A 19,879-nucleotide genomic window follows, 5' to 3' on the forward strand; every position below is an offset into this window, starting at 1 on the left:
GGTATCTCAAATAGCGCACGGCTTGCCTGGCGGCAAGCCGTGAAGACCTTCATCACGCGCTGCCGCGCAAGGGTGTCTGCGCAGCGCCGCCTTCGCTGCGCCCGACAGCTTGCCAGCCGTCTTGCACAACGGGTGGCCAACGGTATTCGCCGGTACCCTTGCTGCCTCACATCGGGCTGAAGTCACAGTCACTGTCGAGCGAGAGCTTTGCGTTGAGTACAGCCAGGCCTTGTTCTTTTGCGCGATTCAGGAATCGGTTCGCGAGGAGAGGGCTGCCCAGCTGAGTTGCGACATTGCCGTCTACGAACCGGCTCATTTCCTGGTGGAACGCCCGAAGTGTGGAAGGCTCCTCCAGCATCGCCAGCTTCTCCCGCAGCTTCTCCTTGAAGGCCTGCTCGGTCCATCCATAGTCGACGAGCTTCTTGGCAATCAGCCCCATGTCCGGAAGGATCTGCCGGTCCGTCAGCAGTTTGATGTCCCAGATGTCGCGCGCCTTCAGGAACGGCCGCGCGCCAAGCGCGACCAGCTTGTCGGCGAGAATTTCTTTCGGTGACTCTGCCGCAAGCAGGATCTGGCGGAACGGGGCGGGCAAGTGCGGGTAGTTCGCTGTCACCGCGACTAGATCCACATCGTGTGCAGGAACGCTGGCGACTTCGATGTTGATGACCTGGTTCTGCTGCACGCTTGGGTCGGCCTGCGGCACATGCACCTTGGCACTCCAGCGCGCCACTTCGACGCCCCCCGTCGGATCCTTTGCCTTCGGTACTTTGATTTCGACCTTCAGTCCATAGGCTTCGGCGATCTGCTTCTGCAGCAGCTCAGCGAACGGCGCCATCGCTTCAGGGTTGAAATCCACGCCTCCGGCGAAGTCGAGATCTTCGGAATACCGCGTTCCCTGATAGCACAGTCGCAATGCCGTGCCGCCTTGGAAGGCCAGTTGCGCGGCGGCGCCGCTCTGCACGAGGCAAAAGAGCAGCTCGTAGTGCAGGATCTCTTTGATGACGGTACTCGTGGGCACCCGGTATTCGTTGGCATACCTGCCAGCCAGGGCTACCAAGTCAGTGCGCGTGCGTAGCTGCATTGCTGCTCTCCATGCTTGCCACCAGGTCCAGGTTGCGACCGACGCGCTTCAGGTCGCGCAGTGCCCGGTCTGGGGTGGCGACGGCCATCTCTCGCTGGCCGTCATAGTTCAGTTCATCCGCGAACGATTCCGGATTGCGTGCGGTGTGCACGAACTCCAGGGTGCCGTACGGGGTGTTGAAGGTCTGGCTTCGGCCCGTGCTCATCAAGGTCATTCGGGAAGGGATCTGCGAGATCCAACCGGCCTCCGACAGCGCGGACTCCAGGCTCAGGTAGTTGAAGTCCCAAGGACGAATGAACGGAACCAGCGCACTCAATACGTCCGGCGGCAACGACCTGGCCCGAGGGTTGATGTAGAGGCCACGAGCCACACGGGTAATGAGTCCAAGGCGCTGATGGCGCGCGAGGGACTTCAGCAACGTCCGAACGTCTTCGTTGAACACCAAGCCTAAGGTCGCACTGGAGAAAGCCCAGATGCCGGCCTTGTCCCAGTGATCAAGTGCTTTGATCAACTCTCGTACTTGCATGTTAACTCTACAGAAAGTAGACACATACGGGCATCATACGTAAAGAACAGCCGCAGGGCAACGGCTTATCTCTACAGAAACTCGAAATATTGAGGCGGTTACTGTCGAGTATTGGCGGATATCTTTCAACCCCATAGAACCTCGCGGCGCTGCCGCGCAAAATGGGGCAGGGGCAGCGCCGCGGGAGCGGCGCCCGCCAGCCTGCCGGCGTGGCTTGCCCTGGTTGTCATGCGTGGCACGTCACCGCTGGCCGTGGCGTTGACCTGCGTCACTCGGCCAGGGCCATGAACGTCCGCGTCCGGCACCGGGTACTTCCGATTCAGGCGCGCTGCGCCATCCAGCTCCGTGGGGATGCCTTGGCCGCTGCGCGGGGCGTGCATTGCACCAGGCAGGGCGCCTCACGGGTACCTGTGACCCCAAGGGTTGGGGTGCACGGCACCTGTCAAAGGCTTTCCCGATACCGGTTGCCGGCCGTGCCTCGGTGACTTTCAAGGCTTGTCCGTGATGCCAATCTGCTTGAGGACCTGGTCCCAGAAGTCATCCGTTTTCTGACCGAGTTTCAGTGCCCAGGAATTGCGCCTGGCCAAGATCTCGTTGAACCGTTCCTCACGGTGATTCCGTTCAAAGCCCTCAAGCCACTTCACGAGCTCGGCGCGCGAGGCGCGGTCATTGAGTGAGCCCACGGCCATGAGTGAATCCAGTTCCTGTTGAAGGGCACCGATCGCGCAGTCAATGGCTCCCTTGAGCATGTCGCGATCATTGAATTCCGGGGTGTCAGACATCATCGCCTCAGGGGTTCATGGGACCAGGAGCTGCCTTCGCCCCACGCTGGGCTACGTGGTCTCGATAGGTTTCCAGATACCGATTCTGCACGGCCGCCACACTGGCCTCGGTCGGATACACGCGCACGCGGCTACTGGCGTTCCGGCGTTTGCCGTAGTGCTGGAAGCCAGTGTGTGTGCTGCTGTGGCCGAGTAGGGCGGCCGTCAGTACTGGGTTCTCAAACGTGCGCTTTGCGTTCGCGCTGAACTGATGGCGAAACGAGTACAGCGTAATGCTGGAGCGCGGGCGCCGCTGGCCAGCGACCGCGAGCGCGCGGGCGGCCTCCAGCTCGTGCTTGAGCGCGAGCTGCAGCTTGGCTGCCTGCTCATGGACGTCCGTTTCGTCGTGGGCGTCGACGGCACAGGCGTCCAAGGCTTCGCGCACCGCGCGCAGTTCGTCTTCTGTGAGCTCGTCGACGTACATCTCTCGATACTCGCCGTTGGCTCGTCCGTTGGTGTGCTTGGAGTTCCTCACCCGAAGCACCAGGCGATGGTTGTCATCGTGACGCGTCAACTCGGAAAACGCCCACTCGTTCGGTCGCAGCCCAGCAGCAAGTGTGGCCTCGCAAACCGAGAGCAGCTTCGCTGCGTGCTTGTGGCCTCGCTTGATCCGTTCCCTGATCGCGTACTTGATCTCGTTCCAGATGGAATCCGGGACGTCCTTCCTCTTGCGGGCACTGGTATTGGCGCCGCCGTCACGCAACCCCGCGGACCCGTGAGAGCGCAGCACTTCAATTGCGGTTTCGCTCTGGGGGGAAAAGGTTTCAAGCCAATAGATGACCGATGCCTTGTAATGCCGCCACGTTCGCTTGGCAAAGCTGGTGCGCTGAAGAATCAAATGCGCTACCACCTCATCCGGTGCCAGGTCCTTTTTTCCGAGTTCATTTCCAAACCGACGTCGAAGCCGCTCATAGCACTTCACGTATTCACGCTTTGTGTCTTCGGATTTCGTGGGGGTGAGGCGGGTGAAGGGTTCCATGAGTAGTGCGAGGCGCCAGGCAATGCATGAACGTCGCCGTGCAGGTCCTTTGCGGAACCTGAAAGCGGTTTTCCGACTTCATAGCGTGGTGATTGATGCCATGTCAAGCCAGTTGTGAACATGCACCCCGCATATTGGTATCTCCCCCCGTTACTGACAGTCTGCGGCGCACCGCATAACGCTACGCCTTTGCCTGTCCGTAACGGGTGTCATAACACTCGGAGAGATACCGTTACAAGGCCCCTCACGTTCACGTTTAAGACGCAAAAGTCGGCATCGGTTAAAGCTCACTGTGAACCGTTGCTATCACGGCAATGATTTTAGATCACAGCAAATATTCGCAAATATTTGTTGTCGAAAGCCGCTAACCCATTGATTCCATGTAACCCGGTTTTAAAGAAGCCTACGGGCGCGATGGAGAGGGGACTTAAATCGAGCAGTTCAGGCAAATTTTTGTGGCGACAACAAGTATTTGCGGCAGGCGCCTGAAACACGGGCCGGACGTTGCTAGCAGTCGATGCATGTACGACCAGGGTGCGCAGATGTCACAACGGGGTGCGATAGCGATGGAGGCTGCCGAAGAAGGGCGGCGGCTCGCTTTGGGCCCCCTCTAAAGGAGGGTGCGCGACCGTTGGAATTTGGAACATTTGCGTTCCAAAAAAAAATTTGTTTTCGCATCGTTTGCGGTACATAATCACGCGGACTGAACAATCTCAGCTGAGTTATGGGGTACGCATGTTGACGACCGGATGGACAAGGGCTTGCCGTGGGCGCGCTGGAAGGACGGCGTGTCTGGGGCTCGCTGCAATGGTGTTGGGCGGTTGCGCGGCACCGGTGGCCAAGGTCACCAACGAAGACCAGCGGCGCGAGGCAGTGATGTCGTCTTTGAACGATGCGGCAAAAGCGGCTGTGAACGCCCAGCGTGAACTGGCGATGACGTCTGACGCAGCCGTCCAGCGTCAGGCGACCGCGCGCCAGCGGCTGTTGTCCGATCGCGTGAGCTATGACTTCTATGGTGACGTCGAGGAAGTGGTCGGCGACATCGCACGCAAATACGGTTACGACTTGCGCGTGGCGGGCAAGCGCCCGCCCGAGCGGGTGAACGTCAATGTCTTCGTGACCAAGATGCCGGTGACCGAGGTGCTGCGCTACATCGGCACGACCGCGAACTATTTCCTGGATCTGCGCGTGACCCCGGGCGTGATCGAGCTCACTTATAAGAGCAAGGCAAGCTGATGCCGGTAACCGCGGATGCGATATCGCTGGAGGCGCTCCAGCAACTGAGCCAGCCTGCAATTGAGCAGCGTGCAGTTGCCGGCGCTGGGGGCTCCGACTTCGGCAATTTCCGGCTGAACGCATTGCATGACGCGGCGTTCGGCGTCGGCGCACGCGGCGGGCTGATCTCGGAGAGCCGTCTCATCAATGACGTGCTGCAGTCAAAGGCACGCGAACTCGACGTCATTTGGGACTTTGCGCCGCTGATGATTCAGGGGCGGGTCGTTCCCCCGGTGCTGAACCGGGTTGACGACATCTACGCGCAGCGCGGCGACCGCACGATACGGATCGCGAAGACCGATTGGGCATTCCAAGCGCAGGCACGCCTGACTTCCCGCCCGCCGTCCTGGCGCGAATACCTCCTCCAGGATCCCGGCACTCTCGCGCCGCCCTCGGCAGTGCTGTATCCCGCGAATTCGGCAGAACGTGAGATTTGGCAGCGCGCCGTTGCCGAAGGTTGGCAGAGCGGCGTCAAGCAAGCCGACGAAACCTACGAGCTCAATCTCAATCGGCTCAAGCGCGACTACGTCGGCATGAAGAACTACAGGGTGCTGGCCTACAACCAGATGGTCACGATGCCAATCGTGGCGCAGATGGACATGCCGCTCAATACGACGGGCGACACCATGAGCGTGGACGAGACGCTCTTGCGCATGACGACGCTGCCGGCGTTCAACACGAACATGAAGGACTGGCAGGCGCTTGGTCGCGAAGACGAGCGCCTTCAGATGAAGTTGGAATCCGCCGGTGAGCCCGGCAAGAAGGAGCATTGATGGCCTGGGCACATCGTGCAGAGCTTGTCCCCAGGAAGACGGGGTTCCGTGAACCGGCGATGTTCAACGCTCGGCCGCAACTGCGTGAGCTCATGTTGGAGGTTGTAGCGCAGGGTGCGAGCGAAACGATCATCCAGACTGGTGAGCCGATCCTCATTGAGCTGAATGGACGACTGGAACAGCTGACAGCTCGGCGCCTGGAGCAGGCAGAGGTGGAGAGCTTGGTCAATTGGGCGTCGGACAACGACAAGGCCAGCGCGGAACTGATTCAGCGCCGCGAGATCAAGGCCAGCTATGTCGTCAAGGACCCGGTTGAGACGGACATCCGCGGCGAGAAGAAAGCCACCCGATTCCGGGTGGCCGCAGGCCGAGGCGAGGTACGCGGCACGATGGGGATCCAGATCGTGATGCGCCGGATCAACTCCGAGCCGGCGCACTTGAAGGATGCGTCCCTGCCACGGGAAGTGGTGGAAGCGCTCACCCCCAAGGACGGGATCATCTGGGTCACGGGCCCGACGGGCTCCGGTAAGACGACGTTCTTCTCTTCGATCATTCGCCACGTCCTGGAGGATGTGACGCCGATCCGCGGAAACATCGTTCTGTTGGAAGAGCCGATCGAGCAGGTCTACGACGGAATCCTGTGCGACCACAGCATCGTTTTCCAGATCGAAGTGGGTCGCGACGTCGATACATGGGAAGCCGGCATCGAGCAACTGATGCGGCGCCTGCCCAAGATGATCATCGTGGGTGAAACCCGCAGCCGCGCGACCGCTGAAGCGGTGCTGCAAGCGGCAAACACCGGTCACCCCGTGGGCACGACGTTGCATGCCAACGATGTGCCGTCGATTTTCAGTCGCCTCATGTCGTTCTTCAGCGACGAAACCAAAGAGGCGATGCTCTACGACGCGATCAACACGGCGCGCTTGATGTTCAACCAGGTGCGCGTGCCGAAGCTTGGCGGCGGGATGACCGTTCTGCGCGAATACCTGATGTTGGATGCCGACCTGCGCCGCGACCTGCTGAGCCGGACGTCGCCGTCCAAAGTCTCGCTGCATATGCGCGAGGCGCTTGAAGACCTCGGGGTACCGATGTGGCGCGCGGCAAAGCAAGCGTTCGACGCTGGCCAGATCGACGAGGCCACGATGAAGCACTACTTCAAGCAACGACTGCAGGCATCCCATGGCTGACGCGCACTGGCGGTACACCGCCAACACGCCACGGATCGGACCGATCGATGCGCGTGCCTTTTCCCCATTCCCGATGCTGCTGATGTGGAAATCGGTAATTCCGTTGGCATTTGGATTCTTTTTTATATTTTTTTTTGCTATCATCCAGCGCAAGGGTTACGACTTTCCGACCTTTTGTCGTGCCCTGAGAACGAAAATTTCGTCGCCAACTAAAGGCGTCCGGCCTTTGCGCTAAGAGACGCCACAACCCTTAGGGTGCATAGCAAAATGACCAAGAACGCAGCAGCAGCAGCGGCAGAAGCAAGCAAGGTGGTGGCCCTCCACGCGGAGGGCGCACTGCGCCACGTCGGCATGGACGACGGGCATTTCGGCTTCAAGCTGGTCACTGATGACTGGCAGCAGTTCTATCTGGACTCGCGTGTGGTGCGTGGCGCTGACCTGATCAGCCTCGGTGACTCAGAAGACAACGTGTATGAAACCGAGACCGGCGAACTCTTCGCCGTGTCGCCGACGCTGCCTTTCATTGAAACCACGTTTGCCGAATACGCTTTGTCGGACATGAATCGGGTGCTGGTGCATCACGCACTCGTCAAGGCCGGCATGGGTGGTCAGCGCGTGAATCTCGTGACGGGGCTGCCTGTCTCTGACTACTTTGTGGCGAACAAGCCGAACAGCGATTTCATCCAGCGCAAGGTCAACAACCTGCTGGGTCGCCACATTACCAACAAGAACGACAGCGTTGTGCTGGCGCGCATCGAGCGCCACAACGTTGTGTCGGAAGCGATCGCCGCCTTCTTTGATCTCTTGTTCGACAAGGAAGGCAATCAAAACGCCGAGATTGCAGACCTGGTCGCAAACGGTGCGATCGGCATCGCTGACGTCGGTGGCAAGACCACCGATAGCGCCGTGATCATCAATGGCGGCACCACGGTCGACGGTCGCCGATCAGGCACGGACAACCTGGGTGGCCTGTCGCTGCACAAGTCGGTCGATGCGCAGCTCAAGCATCACTTCAAGGTTTCGTCGCTCACGCCCGCCAAAGTCGACGAGGCGGTGCGCACTGGGAAGTTGAAACTCTTCGGCAAGTTCGTGGACTGCGCCGAGATCGTGGAAGAAGAAAAGGCGCAGTTGGCCAAGCAGATCGTCGCGGCTATTCAGCGAAAGATGCTCGACGGTGCCGACTTGGAGCGCGTGTATTTCGTCGGCGGCGGTGCCGAGCTTCTGCGTGATCACCTCAAAGGCTTGTTCCCGCACGGCGAAATCGTGGATGACCCGCAATTTGCGAATGCGCGGGGGATGCTTAAAGCCGCGAAATTCCTGCAGCCCAACTAAGCGGGTGTCGCGATGGCAGAGACACAAGCACACGAGCTTGCGCCGCTGCGCTTCGTTATTCCGCTCGATGGAAGCCGGGAAGAGGACCGGGCGCTGGCCGAGCTGTTCACAGATGTATCGAACGGGAATCTAGGCGCGGTCGCCCGGTTGTTGCTTCAGCGAGGCCTTGCCAGCTGTGGCGATACGGTTGATGACTTGCTGTTGGCGGCAATGCGTGAACAGGCGGCGCGGAACAGGTTGCGCGGTCGCCCGCGTACCGGTTCGACGCGTGCACGGACTGCTGCCTCTGCGAAGAACGGTGAGGCGGCGCCTTCTGTGGTTGGGGCGGAGCAGCGGGTGGCAGTGCCGGCTGCGAAGAGCGATGTGCAAAGCGTTGCTGCGGTGGTCGCACAAGCGAGCGCGCAGCATCAGGAGCCTGCGGTAGCAGCTGTTACACGAGAGCCGTCGCCGCGAGAAGCGTCTTCGGCAGCTCCAGCGGCGGCAGCGGAAGCCGCGAAAAGTAGCAAGCGCCCGGTCGATGTGTCCGGGCTCATGAGTTGGAATCAATGATAGGTCTGCGCAAGCGGACGAGGACGGGGCAGGCATGAAAACTTGGGTTGCGGCAGCCATTGCGGGTGCCCTGAGCGTCGGAATAGGCGCGCCGCTGGCGGCGTATGCGGGTTTCGACATAGATCCTTCACTGCAGGCCTCGTTGAGCCCGCCGACTCAATTTAAGCCTGATGCGGCAGCGGTTTCCGCTGCCGCAAGTGCTCCGGCACCGCAGGTTGCGGCGAGCACGCCGCCTCCAACAGACCTCGGCCCCGCTCCTGAGTGGAACGAGAGCATTGACGGTTTCGCCAAAAATCAATCCCCTGAGAAGGCGCTCAAGGAGTTGGTCCCGACGGGCGGCCGCCTCATCGCCAATGCCGCTTGGCCTGCCGGTAAGAAAGTTTCCTGGGAAGGGAACAATCCGCGCATGGTGGTGGCGAAAAAGATTCTTTCGGACGTCGGCCTCGAAGGTACGTTCGAAGGTAAGAACCTGATCGTCGGTTCGGTGCGTGTCAGCAAGACAAGTGCCGCCACTGCGGCGCAGGCTGCCCCGGCAGCGCCGGCAGTGGCCGACACGCCGCGCGCCGAAGCGCCGCCCGCAAACCGCCTGTGGACGATGCCGCGAGGCGTGATGCTGAGCGACGGCCTCCAGGACTGGATGGAGCAGACGGCTGCACAGGGTGACCGCTATCGGTGGACGCTTGAGTGGGATGCCTTCGATGGCCCCAATCGCGAACGCGTCGACTACAAGATCGTTGCCCCGCTCCGCTTCACCGGCCAGGTAGACGAGGCGGTCGCCGACCTGATGGTGCTCTACCGAAAAGCGCCCAAGCCTCTTACCGTTGAGATCAGCCGATCGCAGCGCTACATCCACGTCAAATTGCGAGGCGCCAACTGATGCACGCCAACCGAGTGATTTCGCGCGTTGCCTTGTGCGTTGCGTTTGCCCTTGCTGGCTGCGCGACTGTCGAGCACGCCAACCATACCGAGGCGACTGCGCAGCAGCAAGCCGCGATGATCCAGTCGAATATCGATCAAGCGCGCAAGGTGACCCAGTACGGTGACGTCGTCAAATACCTGGACCAGCAATATGTTTCGCTGACTCCGGTCACCCGCGCTTCCGAGTTTGGCGGCGCGAAGAATCAACTGAAGTGCCGGATTGAAATTGCGACAGACCAACCGATCTCGCTGCTCGAAGCAGCACAGGTGGTGTCGCGCGACTGCAAGGTGCCGGTGCGTGTCACGCAAGATGCGATTCAGCAGATGGCCGGCTACGGCCAGGTGAACTCGAATGCGCAGATGCAGACGGCGGGGATGGCCACGCCTGGCGGGGCGCCTGTTGTGGGCGCGATCGGCGGTGCAGCATCTTTCGGCCAACCTACCGCATTCAACGCAATGCTGCCGCGGGGGCGCGGAAACGAACCCCTCATCGATGTGAACTACAGCGGCACCGGCGACGGGTTCATGGACATGATCTGCGCCCGCGCCGGTGGCCTGAGCTGGCGCAAGGATGATTCGGGCACGTTCCGGATCTTCGCAATCGACACGCAGATGTTCTCGATTTCGTCGCTCGCGTCAGATGAGTCGACGATGTCATCGAGTTTCCAGAGCGGCACGACCATGGTCAATGGCGCCACGGGCGCGGCCGGTTCGAGCACGAGCAATGGCTCGTCGGGGCAGGGCACGAGCTCGACGATGCAGGCCACCGCTGTCAAGTTGAAGGCCGACCTTTGGACCGACATTCAAAGTGCCTTGGATACCTTGGCCGGCAAGGGCAATGCGATCGTCTCCAGGGCGACTTCGTCGGTGACTGTCCGTGGCCCTGTGGACGTGCTCAACGGGACGAAAGAGTACATCGACTTCCAGAACAAGCGGCTGTCCAAAGCAGTTCGCTTTGACGTGAGCATCTACTCGGTCACCAACACGAACAACGATTCGGCGGGCATCAACTGGAACGCGGTCTACGGTACCGTCACAGGCAAGTTCGGCATGACCTTGGCGGGCAGTGCATTTGCAGCGCCGAGCGCTGCAGTGAACGCCGGCTTCTCGGTGCTGAAGTCGTCCGGTTCGCCTTGGAGCGGCACGCAGGCGATTATCAGCGCCCTCAACGAGCAAGGAACGACGCGACTTGAGCGTACGCAGGTGTTGCCGACGCTCAACTTCCAGCCGGTGGCTACACAAATCGGTACACAGCGTGGCTACGTCGCAGGTATTCAGACGACGCAGACGGCGCAAGTCGGCAGCTCGACGTCGATTCAGATGGGCACCATCAACGTCGGCTTCAGCCTTTCGCTGTTCCCGTACGTTCAAGACAACAACGACATCCTTGCGCACTTCAACCTGAACCTGTCGAACCTCGACGGCATTCGCGTGATTTCGCAAAACGGCACTCAGGTTGAGGCGCCGAACATCAGTCTGCCGCTGAACACGGTTCAGAAGGTGCGGATCAGCCCGGGCGACACGCTAGTGCTGACCGGCCTGAATCAGACCGATGACAGCAGCACGCGCAATGGCACGGGCGTGGCCTGGAACTGGATCTTCGGCGGAGGTGTAGACGCGCAGAAGACGCGCAGCTCCCTGGTAGTGCTGATCACTCCGGTCCTGATGGACTGAAGGGGCACGCATGGGCAAGTGGAAAATCTCGCGGCTGGCTCCTGGCTCCAAGGCGCGTGCCAAGCGGCAGGAGCAGCGGATCGATCTCAATATCGAGATTGTCGAGATCGGTGGTCGAAAGTTCGTTGCCGGCATGCACTGGCAGGAGCTTTCCAGCAAGCTCAAGTACCGCGCGGAAGCCAAGCGAATCGGCGGGCAGCGGCATTGGAACGTCGTTGCCTTTCGTCGGAACGAGAAGGTCATCCAAGCAGGCTTTGTAAGCTCCGAAAAGGGCGCCTACAAGGGGATGTACAGCTTTGCTGCGGCACTCGATGGCGAGATCCGCAAGCGCATCGGTGGTCGTGACACGTGGCTGGGCGCATTCAAGCTGCCTGATGGTCGGTATCTGATTGAGGCGGCCTGGGAGGGCAGCCTCATTGCGACAGGTGACACCGTCGTTGATCGGGATTCCGTGATCCCGGTTTTCAACGAAATCCGGAACACCTTCGAAAAGGACAACGAGAAGTTCCCCTCCGACTGTCTGTTCGCGCCACCGGAGTTTGATCTCGCTCCGCAAGAGCTTGAACTCGGAGATCTGCTTGGCCCGAAAGCGTCACTGAGCAAGGAGTACAAGCTCACGGCGCTGCGTTTTGCGTTGACCCCCGCCGAGGTGCGGTTGCTCATCGGCGGATGCCTGATTCTCGCTGTGGCGCTGACTGGCTTCGATCGCTGGCAGCACCATCAGCAGGAACTGCGCGAAAAGGCCGAGCAGGCTGAGGCCGCGCGGCGCCAGGCGGAACTCGCACGCGCCAATGCCGATGCGCGCAAGAAGCTTGAAGAGGAGGCGCTCCGGCACCCGTGGGCTACTCAGCCATCGGCTGAGGATTATGCGCTTGCATGCTATGGCGTTGTCTCGCGATTGCCCCTGAATATTGCTGGCTGGGATTTCCAGACGGCCGAGTGCGAGGGCGAGTCTGCCAAGGTCAACTACGTGCGTGCGGTTGGTACCACGCAAGCCGGCTTTGGCGCGACGGTGAGCAAGCAGCTTGCTGCGCTGGGTGGTAGCGATGATCTTTCCACGGTGTCATTCACCGACAACGGGGATATGGCAACCATCCTGCTTCCGGTCAAGGCTCCGGTTGCGGGCGACGATGCTCTCCTGTCGAAGAAGGATGCGGCAGCGAAATTCCTTGTGTCGTTGGAGGCGAGCATTTCCGATGATCAGCGTGTCATCGACAACCTGACCATGCGCGAGGTGCCGGTGGTGATTCAGATGCCGCCGCCTGATCCGGCCACGACACCGCCCGGCACGCCGCCGCCTCAGCCGCCGCAAGCAACCTGGCGGCGGTTCGACTACAGCTTCAAGAGCATGCTGCCTCCGGACGACGTCCTCAAGGGAATGCAGCTCAAACAAGGTCTGCGAATCGCGAAAATCAAAACGTCCCTGAATGCCAAGGAAGCGTCCTTGATCTGGGATTTCTCCGGAGAAATGTATGTGCAACGGTAAGGCGCTCGCACTCGCGGCAATGGTGGGCTTGAGCTTGGCGGCCCCGGTCATGGCGGCTGATGAATCCGCCACCATTGGTGAAGTCGGCCGTGCTCAATCCGGAGCCATCCTCGCCAAGGCCCAGATGCGGGAGGTTCAGGCGAACCAGGAACTGAAGGACGCCAAGAACAAGAGCCAGGGTCTTCCGATGGGGCCGACGACCGTGAGCCAGGAATCGTTGCTGCCCCACGTCAAGATGATCACGAACGGCGAAGCCGGACTGCATGCGGTTCTGGTGTATGCGGACGGCTCGACGAGCTCGGGCGGCGAGGGCGCCACGGTCTCGGGTGGCCTGAAGATCAAGTCGATCTCCATCGCTGAAAAAAAGGTCGTTGTTCTCGACTCGGCTGGCAAACCGCGCACTCTGACGTTCCCCTTGGCGGCGCCGCCCGCGCCACGAATGCAGGCCCCTTCCGCCGCAGCCCCCTACGCTACCGGCGGCGCCTTTGTTCAGGCCCCCCAATCGCTACCGGGTGCGCCAGCGCAACCCGCACGCTACTAAGGGGCAATCATGGTCGCGAGCGATATCGCTAGCATCGCCGGCACTGTGATGTCGCGAGGTGCGCATGCCCCTGAGGGTGCAATTGCTGACAAGGTGGTGCTACTTGCCGACAAGCGGCTGCTTGTCGCGGAAGACTATGCGCGTGACAACGGCGTGCAATCGTACTATGCGCTTTGTCGGACGAAAGGTGCGGCTGAGCGTATTGAACGCGTGCCGCTGGAGACCATTCAGCAAATTCTCAACCTCGCCGACACCATGGCGAGCAAGGGGGGCTCTGACGGCGATGGCCTGAGCTCACGCCAAAGTGAAGTGATCAGCATCATCAAGGATGCTGTGAAGCGTCGCGCGAGTGATATTCACTTCATCAACGGCGAGAACGTAACGATCATCAAGTACCGCGTCGACGGTGTGCTTCGCGAGATGCGGCGCATGACAGCAGTCGATGGCTTGGCGCTGTGCCGCACGATGTATGACTCGATGAGCGACGGTTCCGTTCGTGCGGGGTACAAGATCCATAAATCACAAGATGGTCGCATCTCCAGGGAGTTTCTGCGGGGGATCAACCTGACGGGGTCGCGTATCGCCACGCGTCCGATGGAGACGAATAACCTATTCGTTCTGCGTCTGCTCTATCCGGGGAAAGGCGTGGCCGATCTTGCTTCGCTGGGCTACTTCCGGGACCAAGTCGCGTTGATCCGGCGAATGATGCGCCGCGACGGTGTGAACCTCTTTTCCGGCGTGACCGGTTCAGGGAAGTCGACATCGCTGCAAGTGATTTGCAGCCTGATCATCGAGATGTGCGGCGGAAACACGCATCTGCTGACGATCGAGGATCCGCCGGAGTACTTCATTGAAGGTGCGGTACAAACGCCGCTGCAGTACGACCCCACCGATCCTAGTTCGATCGGTCCCGCTTGGGCCCAAGCCATCACCAACGCAATGCGCTTGGACCCGGACTACATGATGGTCGGCGAGTTGCGAGACTTTGCCTCGTCGATGGCGGCGATTCAAGCCGCCATGACGGGCCACGGTCTCTGGACAACGACGCACGCGAAGAACCCTTTCGCGTCGCTGGATCGTCTTGCCGACTTGAATGTGCCCATGGGGCGCCTTTCAGACGCTTCTCTCTTTACCGGGCTGATCAACCAGGGTCTTGTTCCTGTGCTGTGCACGCACGATGGATGCGCGCGCAACTATATCGACCACCGTTCGGAATTCGACGAAGAGATGCGCGAGCGCATCGAGAAGTACTGCAAGGTGGACAAGGTGCGTGTGAGTTGCGCGCCGACCAGCACAGATTGCCCGGTGTGCGGTGGGCTTGGATATGTGGGCCGCACGGTAGCGGCAGAAGTGGTTCAGCCGAATCAACGACTGCTTGACATCTATCGGGCAGAGGGTAGCGCCGCCGCGCGGTCGCATTGGGTCAAGAACGAGGACGGGATGACAGCGCTGCAGCACGCGATAGCCAAGGTGAACATGGGGATCGTGGATCCCGTGTCGGTGGAGGACGCGCTGCATCGTGGCCTGGACGAAGACGAGCTGACTCTCGCATAAGGCCATCATGATCGGTGAAATGATTCAGGATGCTTGGGATGGGCTGCGTCGTTTGCGATTCTCCGCAGACGATCGCATCGATTTCTACAAGCAGATCGCGTTGCTTCTCAAGAACGGCGTGAAGCCTCTCGACGCGCTGTCTACGCTGTGGGGGGTCTTCAGTTTGAACGGCGAAAAGCCGAACGTCATCAAAGCGGTCGTCGCGGACGATTGTATGGCGGCACTGGCGGCTGGCGATTCGCTAGCCGACGCACTCGAAGCGTGGGCGCCCTATGAAGAAGTGGCAACGATCGCGGCGGGTGAGCGTGGCAATAGCGAACATGGAGGGTTCCTGCGCGCGGCCCTCCTGGTCCAGCGTAAAAAGCAGATCCAGGCAACCGTGGTGAAGGCGCTTTCGTACCCAGCTGTGCTGCTGATTGCGCTTGCTGGGTCGCTGCAGTACATCGCGGCCAAGGTTGTGCCGGCGATGCTGAATATGACGAAAAAGGCCGACTGGGATACCTCGACCTACATCATGGCCGGGATGGCCAATGTGATCGCCAACCACTGGTTCGAGCTGCTCGTCTGTGCTGCAGTCATGGGCGTGTTCGTTCTGTGGAGCTGGAACAACCTGACGGGCATTCTTCGCGTCTATCTGGATCGGTTGCCGCCTTGGTCGGTTGGGCGGATGCTGCGTGGCGCGACGTTCGTCTACAACTTCGGCGTGCTGCAGGCCTCGAATGTCAAGCCAATCCAAATTCTGGAAGATGACATCAAGCGTGCGAATCCCTACATGCTTGAGCGGCTTGAGGCGGCCAAGAGCGGCGTGCGCATGGGCAAGAACATTGGTGAGGCCTTGTTCGATGCTGGCTACGAGTTCCCCAGCCGCCAGGCCATCGAATATCTGCGCATCATCGTCTCACTCGATGGTGGCGCAGAGCAGCTCATGGAGTTTTCCGACGATTGGATGAAGAAGACCATTGAAGACGTCGAGAAGCTTGGCGCATTCATTGGCAACTTGATCCTGCTTGGCGTGTTTTCTGTCATGGGCCTGCTGATCACCGGCCTCGGTGCAGTCGGTATGCAAGCGATTGGGGCAGGGCCATGATGCAAGTGCGTTGCTCGGCCGACGACATCGCCGACCCGCCTGCTCGCTTGCGTGCTCAGCACGGCATGGGCGCACTGGAGTGGATCGCCATCATCGCCCTGCTGGGCCTATTCCTGTATGGCGTGCTGTCGCGGCTCGGCCTCATGAATGCGTCCAACAGTGCCGTGACAGAGTCGTCAGCGGTGTCGTCGCTCTACACCTCGGTCTCATCCAGCCTGAAATCCACTGCGGGGTACGGTGCGAACGGCTCGGACTTGATCGTGCCGCTCAATAGCTTCAACGGCCTGCCAAAGAGTCTGTCCTACAACGCTGGCGTGCTGTTCAACACCTATGGATCGCCTTACTCGCTCGTCGTCTCGAATGGCGGATTTGGTTTCACGCTGACGGATCCCGGTATCAACGCAGGCGACTGCGCGAAGTTGGTGGTGCAGCAATCGAGTTCCGGCAATTGGACCGGTGGCATCAGCGTCAACGGGGCGGCGTTGGGCACTGGGCCAGTGAACACAGGCGTGGCAACAGGGGCATGCAATGCAGCCTTAAACAGCATTGCATTTGCTTCTCTTAACTGATCTCACTCTCACCCCCGGGGGAGTGGGCCTTCAAGAAGTTTTACTGACATGGAGTCAAGAATGACTACAAACATGATGATGAACGCTGTCGGCGTTCAAGCCGCAGGTGACGTGCATGCGGGCGAAGATCTGCGCGGCGCTCGTGCTCTCGCGGGCCAGCGCGGCATGGGCGCACTGGAGTGGATCGCCATCATCGCCCTGCTGGGCCTATTCCTGTATGGCGTGCTGTCGCGGCTCGGCCTCATGAATGCGTCCAACAGTTCCGTATCGGAATCGTCAGCCATTTCTTCGCTGTACACGTCCGCGCGTTCGAACCTGAAGGGCGCGTCGGGGTATGCCGCCAACGGCGCTGACCTCATTGTCCCACTGAACGCTGTGAATGGTCTGCCGAAGAACCTCTCGTATAACGCTGGCGTGCTGCTGAACACCTACGGCACTGCGTACACGCTAGTGGCGTCGAACGGCGGTTACGGCTTCACGCTGACGGATCCGGGTATCAGTGCAGCCGACTGCGCGAAGCTTGTCGTGCAGCAGTCGAGCTCGGGCAACTGGAGTGGTGGCATCTCCGTGAACGGCACGGCGTTGGGTACTGCGCCGATCGCCACCGGTACGGCCACGGGCGCCTGCAATGCCGCCACCAACAGCATTGCTTTTGCTTCGCTGACCTAACTGCAATTCGAAACCGAGGCTTGTCGTGAGCGCGAAAATCACAGATTCCGAATTCGGGGACCTGTATATCGGGGACACTTGGGCCGACGTGATTGGCCTGGATAGGAATCCGGCGCGTGTCCCGGTACCGCCTCGGTTTCAAGCCGACATCGAGGAACTTCGCACCCGCTGCGCGGAAATGCTTGCCGACGGTGCATCTGAGGAGTTCTCGATCCGTCGGAAAGACATGCTGTTGCGGGTCACGACGTTCCAGAGCACTGAAGGGAAGGCGGTCTATATGATCCGTCGACCGAACGCGACCATCCTGCCGGTCAGGCAGATGGGCTTTGGCGCTGAAGCCATCAAGTTCATGCTGGAACCCGACCTCCGCGGGCTGGTGCTATTCAGTGGCGAAATGCGCTCGGGTAAGACGAGTGCGGCCGCGTCATTTACTCGGGCCCGCATGGAGACGCACGGCGGCACGGGGATCGTGATCGAGGATCCACCGGAGACAGCGCTCGACGGCGTGATGGGGCTCGGTCGCGTGATCCAGGTGGAGGTCAACCGCACCGGTGGATACCAGGCGCAGCTGAAGAAGGCAATGCGCAGCGGCGCGAACCTGATCTATCTCGGTGAGGTGCGCGATCAAGAGGCGGCGGCGCAAGTCGTGACGGCGGCCATCAACGGCCACCTCATCGTGTCAACGATGCACGCAGCGACGGCAAAGGACGCTGTCATCCGGCTCGTCGCGCTCTGTGAAGGTGCCTTGTCTGAGCCGGAGAAGCTGTTGGCGTCCGGACTTGCGGCCGTTATTCATCTGCAGCTCAAGGATGAGCCGCTCGCGACTGCTACAGGAACCAAGGTGGTCAAGCGCCTTGGCTACCAGATGCTGCGCGTCAAAGGCCATAACCAGGTCGAGAACATCATCAGAGGTAAGAGCTTTCACCAGCTCGACAACGCGATGGATGTACAGGCCGCAAAACTTCGATCTGGGACCTTCGGATGAAATACTTTTCCCGCAAGAAGGCGCACGGCAACCAGCGGGGTTTCCTCACGCTGGAGCTGATCGGCGTGATCGGGGCTTTCGCCGTCATGATGGCGGCGAGCGCCCCGTTCATCAAAGCCTATTACGACAATCGGCAGCAGACCATTACGGCCGACCAGTTGAAACTTGCAATGCAAGGTGCCGCCAAGTTCGTACAGAACAATCAAGCGGCAATCAGCGCTGCGGCATCTCCGACGGTTACGTACACGTGGGCGCAGATTGCGTCGTCCATGCCTATCGGGCTGAACGCAACCAATTCATACGGGCAGACGTATCAGCTCGCGATCCAACAGATTGGTGTGTGGCCGAACAATACGCTCGTCCCGATGGTGCAAACCGTCGGCGGCAACGCCATCCCAGACGGCGAGCTAATTTCGATCGCACGGATGGTGGGCGGATCCGGCGGCATGATCAGCGCACAGAATCCAGCCAATGCGCAGGGAGCCATGGGGTCGTGGTCTATCGCTCTTGCCACGGTTGGTGCCAACCCTGGCACCGGGCACTTGGCCGGGGCATTGTTTTACGACAACGCGACACAGACGAACCCGTACCTTTATCGATCCGCCGTGGCAGGGCAGCCGCAGGTCAACCAGATGAACACGGCGATCGACATGAACAGCAACAACCTGAACAATGCTGCGACGGTAAACGCGCAGAAGGTTGTTGTGCCGGCGGGCAACAACCTGCAGGTTGGGAGCGCGGCGTTCTACGGCGATACGGTAAATGCGGCCGTGCGCTCTGCGACGGGCGGTGGTGTGTATGCGCAAGACGTCAATGGGAACTACACCCAGTTCAACGCAGGCAACGTTGTCGCGAACGGCAATACGACGGCAACAGGTAACGTGATTGCAGGCGGCGCTCTCAGGGCGGGTAAAGTAGGCACGCCCAATGCCGGCTGCGCTACGAATGGTGATGCCGTGCAGAATGTCGACGGTTCTGGCCAATGGCTGACGTGCATCTACGGGGTTTACAAGCCCATCGGCGGCAACTTGCTTCGCATGGGCTTCTTTACCGCCAATCACGGGACCGGGATCCCAGCTCCGACGTGCCCGTTGGGCGGCACCAGGATGATCGTGGTGACGCCCAACAATTTTTCTGTTGACCCCACTACGGTGGTCAATTACGGCGCGTGGGGAGCCGGACCCTGGACCGTCTACATTCTCGACGGCGCGGGATCAGGTATTGCAGGAGCAACAGCAACCGTTGGCACGTATTGTGGCTATTGAAGGAGGAGTGATATGAAGAAGCTTCTGAAATGCCTGGCGATTGTCGCCATGGCCATAGGTTGGCGCGTTGCGTTGGCGGCGCCAGGGATTTGTACGCCTGGCTACCAGGACTCCACGTGCGTGACGCCGTTAAGTCACGCACCGATTCCTGCGCCTCAATGCTCAGCTGGTGCGGGTTGGACCACTACGTCATATCCCGTCTGGCAAGGCGCCTATTGGAGTTCGCCTGGTTGCAATTACCAGCCTCCGCCGTCTTGCCCGCCGGGTTATACGGCGGTTAGCGGGCCAAGCTGGACTGGCTCCACTTGGGCCGGACTCTCTTGTCAGCCGACTACTCCTCCGCCACCGCCACCGCCTACAGGTCACGTGTTGGTGGCAACGTACACAACCAACAGTTGTGGCAACCTTGGGCCTTTTAATGCGTACGCCGACGGCACGTATGACGCCGCCAACTCGGATTGGGGAGGACAGACTTTCTCTGGTACATGGGACCAGATGTATTACAACGGGGCGGCGTATATGGGCTCCAACTACGGTCGTTACAGTCCGCCCGCTTACATCTCCCAGCCTTCAGACCTAGTGACGGCCGCACAGTATTTGTCGCGGGT

General features: G+C 60.4%; 21 protein-coding genes. 16 read left to right on the forward strand and 5 right to left on the reverse strand.

What is annotated here, in order from left to right; genetic code table 11:
- Positions 1-166 precede the first annotated feature (166 nt).
- From JHD73_RS13245 to JHD73_RS13265, 5 genes are all read right to left on the reverse strand, one after another.
- Positions 167-1,081, reverse strand: coding sequence for a nucleotidyl transferase AbiEii/AbiGii toxin family protein (locus JHD73_RS13245; RefSeq protein ID WP_199030736.1), 915 nt, complete (start codon positions 1,079-1,081; stop codon positions 167-169).
- Entirely contained in the window at positions 1,059-1,607 is a 549-nt protein-coding gene (locus JHD73_RS13250; RefSeq protein ID WP_199030737.1) for a type IV toxin-antitoxin system AbiEi family antitoxin, read from the reverse strand. Before JHD73_RS13250 ends, JHD73_RS13245 begins: the two co-directional genes overlap by 23 nt.
- A gap of 125 nt (positions 1,608-1,732) precedes the next feature.
- Positions 1,733-1,987: a hypothetical protein gene (locus JHD73_RS13255; protein ID WP_199030738.1), complete on the reverse strand. Its 255-nt coding sequence runs from the start codon at positions 1,985-1,987 to the stop codon at positions 1,733-1,735.
- A gap of 108 nt (positions 1,988-2,095) precedes the next feature.
- A complete protein-coding gene (locus tag JHD73_RS13260; RefSeq protein ID WP_233176948.1) occupies positions 2,096-2,392 on the reverse strand; it encodes a hypothetical protein in 297 nt (98 codons plus the stop codon).
- A gap of 4 nt (positions 2,393-2,396) precedes the next feature.
- A complete protein-coding gene (locus JHD73_RS13265; RefSeq protein WP_199030739.1) occupies positions 2,397-3,407 on the reverse strand; it encodes a site-specific integrase in 1,011 nt (336 codons plus the stop codon).
- Between the two features lie 807 nt (positions 3,408-4,214).
- Here JHD73_RS13265 and JHD73_RS13270 point away from each other — a divergent pair.
- Genes JHD73_RS13270 through pilV form a run of 16 tightly spaced genes read left to right on the forward strand, consistent with a single transcriptional unit; the run spans position 4,215 to position 19,271 of the window.
- Positions 4,215-4,643, forward strand: a complete 429-nt coding sequence (locus JHD73_RS13270; protein WP_199030740.1) for a DotD/TraH family lipoprotein — start codon at positions 4,215-4,217, stop codon at positions 4,641-4,643.
- The gene (locus JHD73_RS13275; RefSeq protein ID WP_199030741.1) at positions 4,643-5,455 is read left to right on the forward strand and encodes a type IV secretory system conjugative DNA transfer family protein; all 813 of its coding nucleotides are present in this window, start codon (positions 4,643-4,645) and stop codon (positions 5,453-5,455) included. Before JHD73_RS13270 ends, JHD73_RS13275 begins: the two co-directional genes overlap by 1 nt.
- Positions 5,455-6,642, forward strand: a complete 1,188-nt coding sequence (locus tag JHD73_RS13280) for an ATPase, T2SS/T4P/T4SS family (protein WP_199030742.1) — start codon at positions 5,455-5,457, stop codon at positions 6,640-6,642. The genes JHD73_RS13275 and JHD73_RS13280 overlap by 1 nt, the downstream gene beginning before the upstream one ends.
- Entirely contained in the window at positions 6,635-6,877 is a 243-nt protein-coding gene (gene icmT / locus JHD73_RS13285) for an IcmT/TraK family protein (RefSeq protein WP_199030743.1), read from the forward strand. Before JHD73_RS13280 ends, icmT begins: the two co-directional genes overlap by 8 nt.
- Before the next feature lie 32 nt (positions 6,878-6,909).
- Positions 6,910-7,974, forward strand: coding sequence for a ParM/StbA family protein (gene parM / locus JHD73_RS13290; RefSeq protein WP_199030744.1), 1,065 nt, complete (start codon positions 6,910-6,912; stop codon positions 7,972-7,974).
- 12 nt (positions 7,975-7,986) lie between these two features.
- A complete protein-coding gene (locus JHD73_RS13295; protein ID WP_199030745.1) occupies positions 7,987-8,523 on the forward strand; it encodes a hypothetical protein in 537 nt (178 codons plus the stop codon).
- A 34-nt stretch (positions 8,524-8,557) separates the two neighbouring features.
- Positions 8,558-9,400 carry a TcpQ domain-containing protein gene (locus JHD73_RS13300; RefSeq protein WP_199030746.1) on the forward strand — a complete coding sequence of 281 codons (843 nt, stop codon included), beginning with the start codon at positions 8,558-8,560 and terminating at the stop codon, positions 9,398-9,400.
- Complete coding sequence (locus JHD73_RS13305) at positions 9,400-11,115, forward strand: PilN family type IVB pilus formation outer membrane protein (protein WP_199030747.1); 1,716 nt, start codon at positions 9,400-9,402, stop codon at positions 11,113-11,115. Before JHD73_RS13300 ends, JHD73_RS13305 begins: the two co-directional genes overlap by 1 nt.
- A 10-nt stretch (positions 11,116-11,125) precedes the next feature.
- The gene (gene pilO2, locus JHD73_RS13310) at positions 11,126-12,601 is read left to right on the forward strand and encodes a type 4b pilus protein PilO2 (protein ID WP_199030748.1); all 1,476 of its coding nucleotides are present in this window, start codon (positions 11,126-11,128) and stop codon (positions 12,599-12,601) included.
- Positions 12,588-13,142: a hypothetical protein gene (locus JHD73_RS13315; RefSeq protein WP_199030749.1), complete on the forward strand. Its 555-nt coding sequence runs from the start codon at positions 12,588-12,590 to the stop codon at positions 13,140-13,142. Before pilO2 ends, JHD73_RS13315 begins: the two co-directional genes overlap by 14 nt.
- Before the next feature lie 9 nt (positions 13,143-13,151).
- Positions 13,152-14,696, forward strand: coding sequence for a GspE/PulE family protein (locus JHD73_RS13320; protein WP_199030750.1), 1,545 nt, complete (start codon positions 13,152-13,154; stop codon positions 14,694-14,696).
- Positions 14,697-14,715: 19 nt separating this feature from the next.
- Positions 14,716-15,783: a type II secretion system F family protein gene (locus JHD73_RS13325; RefSeq protein WP_233176949.1), complete on the forward strand. Its 1,068-nt coding sequence runs from the start codon at positions 14,716-14,718 to the stop codon at positions 15,781-15,783.
- Positions 15,780-16,352 (forward strand): type 4 pilus major pilin, encoded by a 573-nt coding sequence (locus tag JHD73_RS13330; protein WP_199030752.1) that lies wholly within the window; start codon positions 15,780-15,782, stop codon positions 16,350-16,352. Before JHD73_RS13325 ends, JHD73_RS13330 begins: the two co-directional genes overlap by 4 nt.
- A gap of 60 nt (positions 16,353-16,412) precedes the next feature.
- Positions 16,413-17,021, forward strand: a complete 609-nt coding sequence (locus tag JHD73_RS13335) for a type 4 pilus major pilin (protein ID WP_233176950.1) — start codon at positions 16,413-16,415, stop codon at positions 17,019-17,021.
- Between the two features lie 25 nt (positions 17,022-17,046).
- Positions 17,047-18,006, forward strand: coding sequence for an ATPase, T2SS/T4P/T4SS family (locus JHD73_RS13340; RefSeq protein ID WP_199030753.1), 960 nt, complete (start codon positions 17,047-17,049; stop codon positions 18,004-18,006).
- Entirely contained in the window at positions 18,003-19,271 is a 1,269-nt protein-coding gene (pilV, locus tag JHD73_RS13345; RefSeq protein WP_199030754.1) for a shufflon system plasmid conjugative transfer pilus tip adhesin PilV, read from the forward strand. Before JHD73_RS13340 ends, pilV begins: the two co-directional genes overlap by 4 nt.
- Positions 19,272-19,879: the final 608 nt, after the last annotated feature.

Source organism: Ralstonia sp. ASV6 (assembly GCF_016429285.1).
Taxonomy (GTDB): Bacteria; Pseudomonadota; Gammaproteobacteria; order Burkholderiales; family Burkholderiaceae; genus Ralstonia; species Ralstonia flaminis.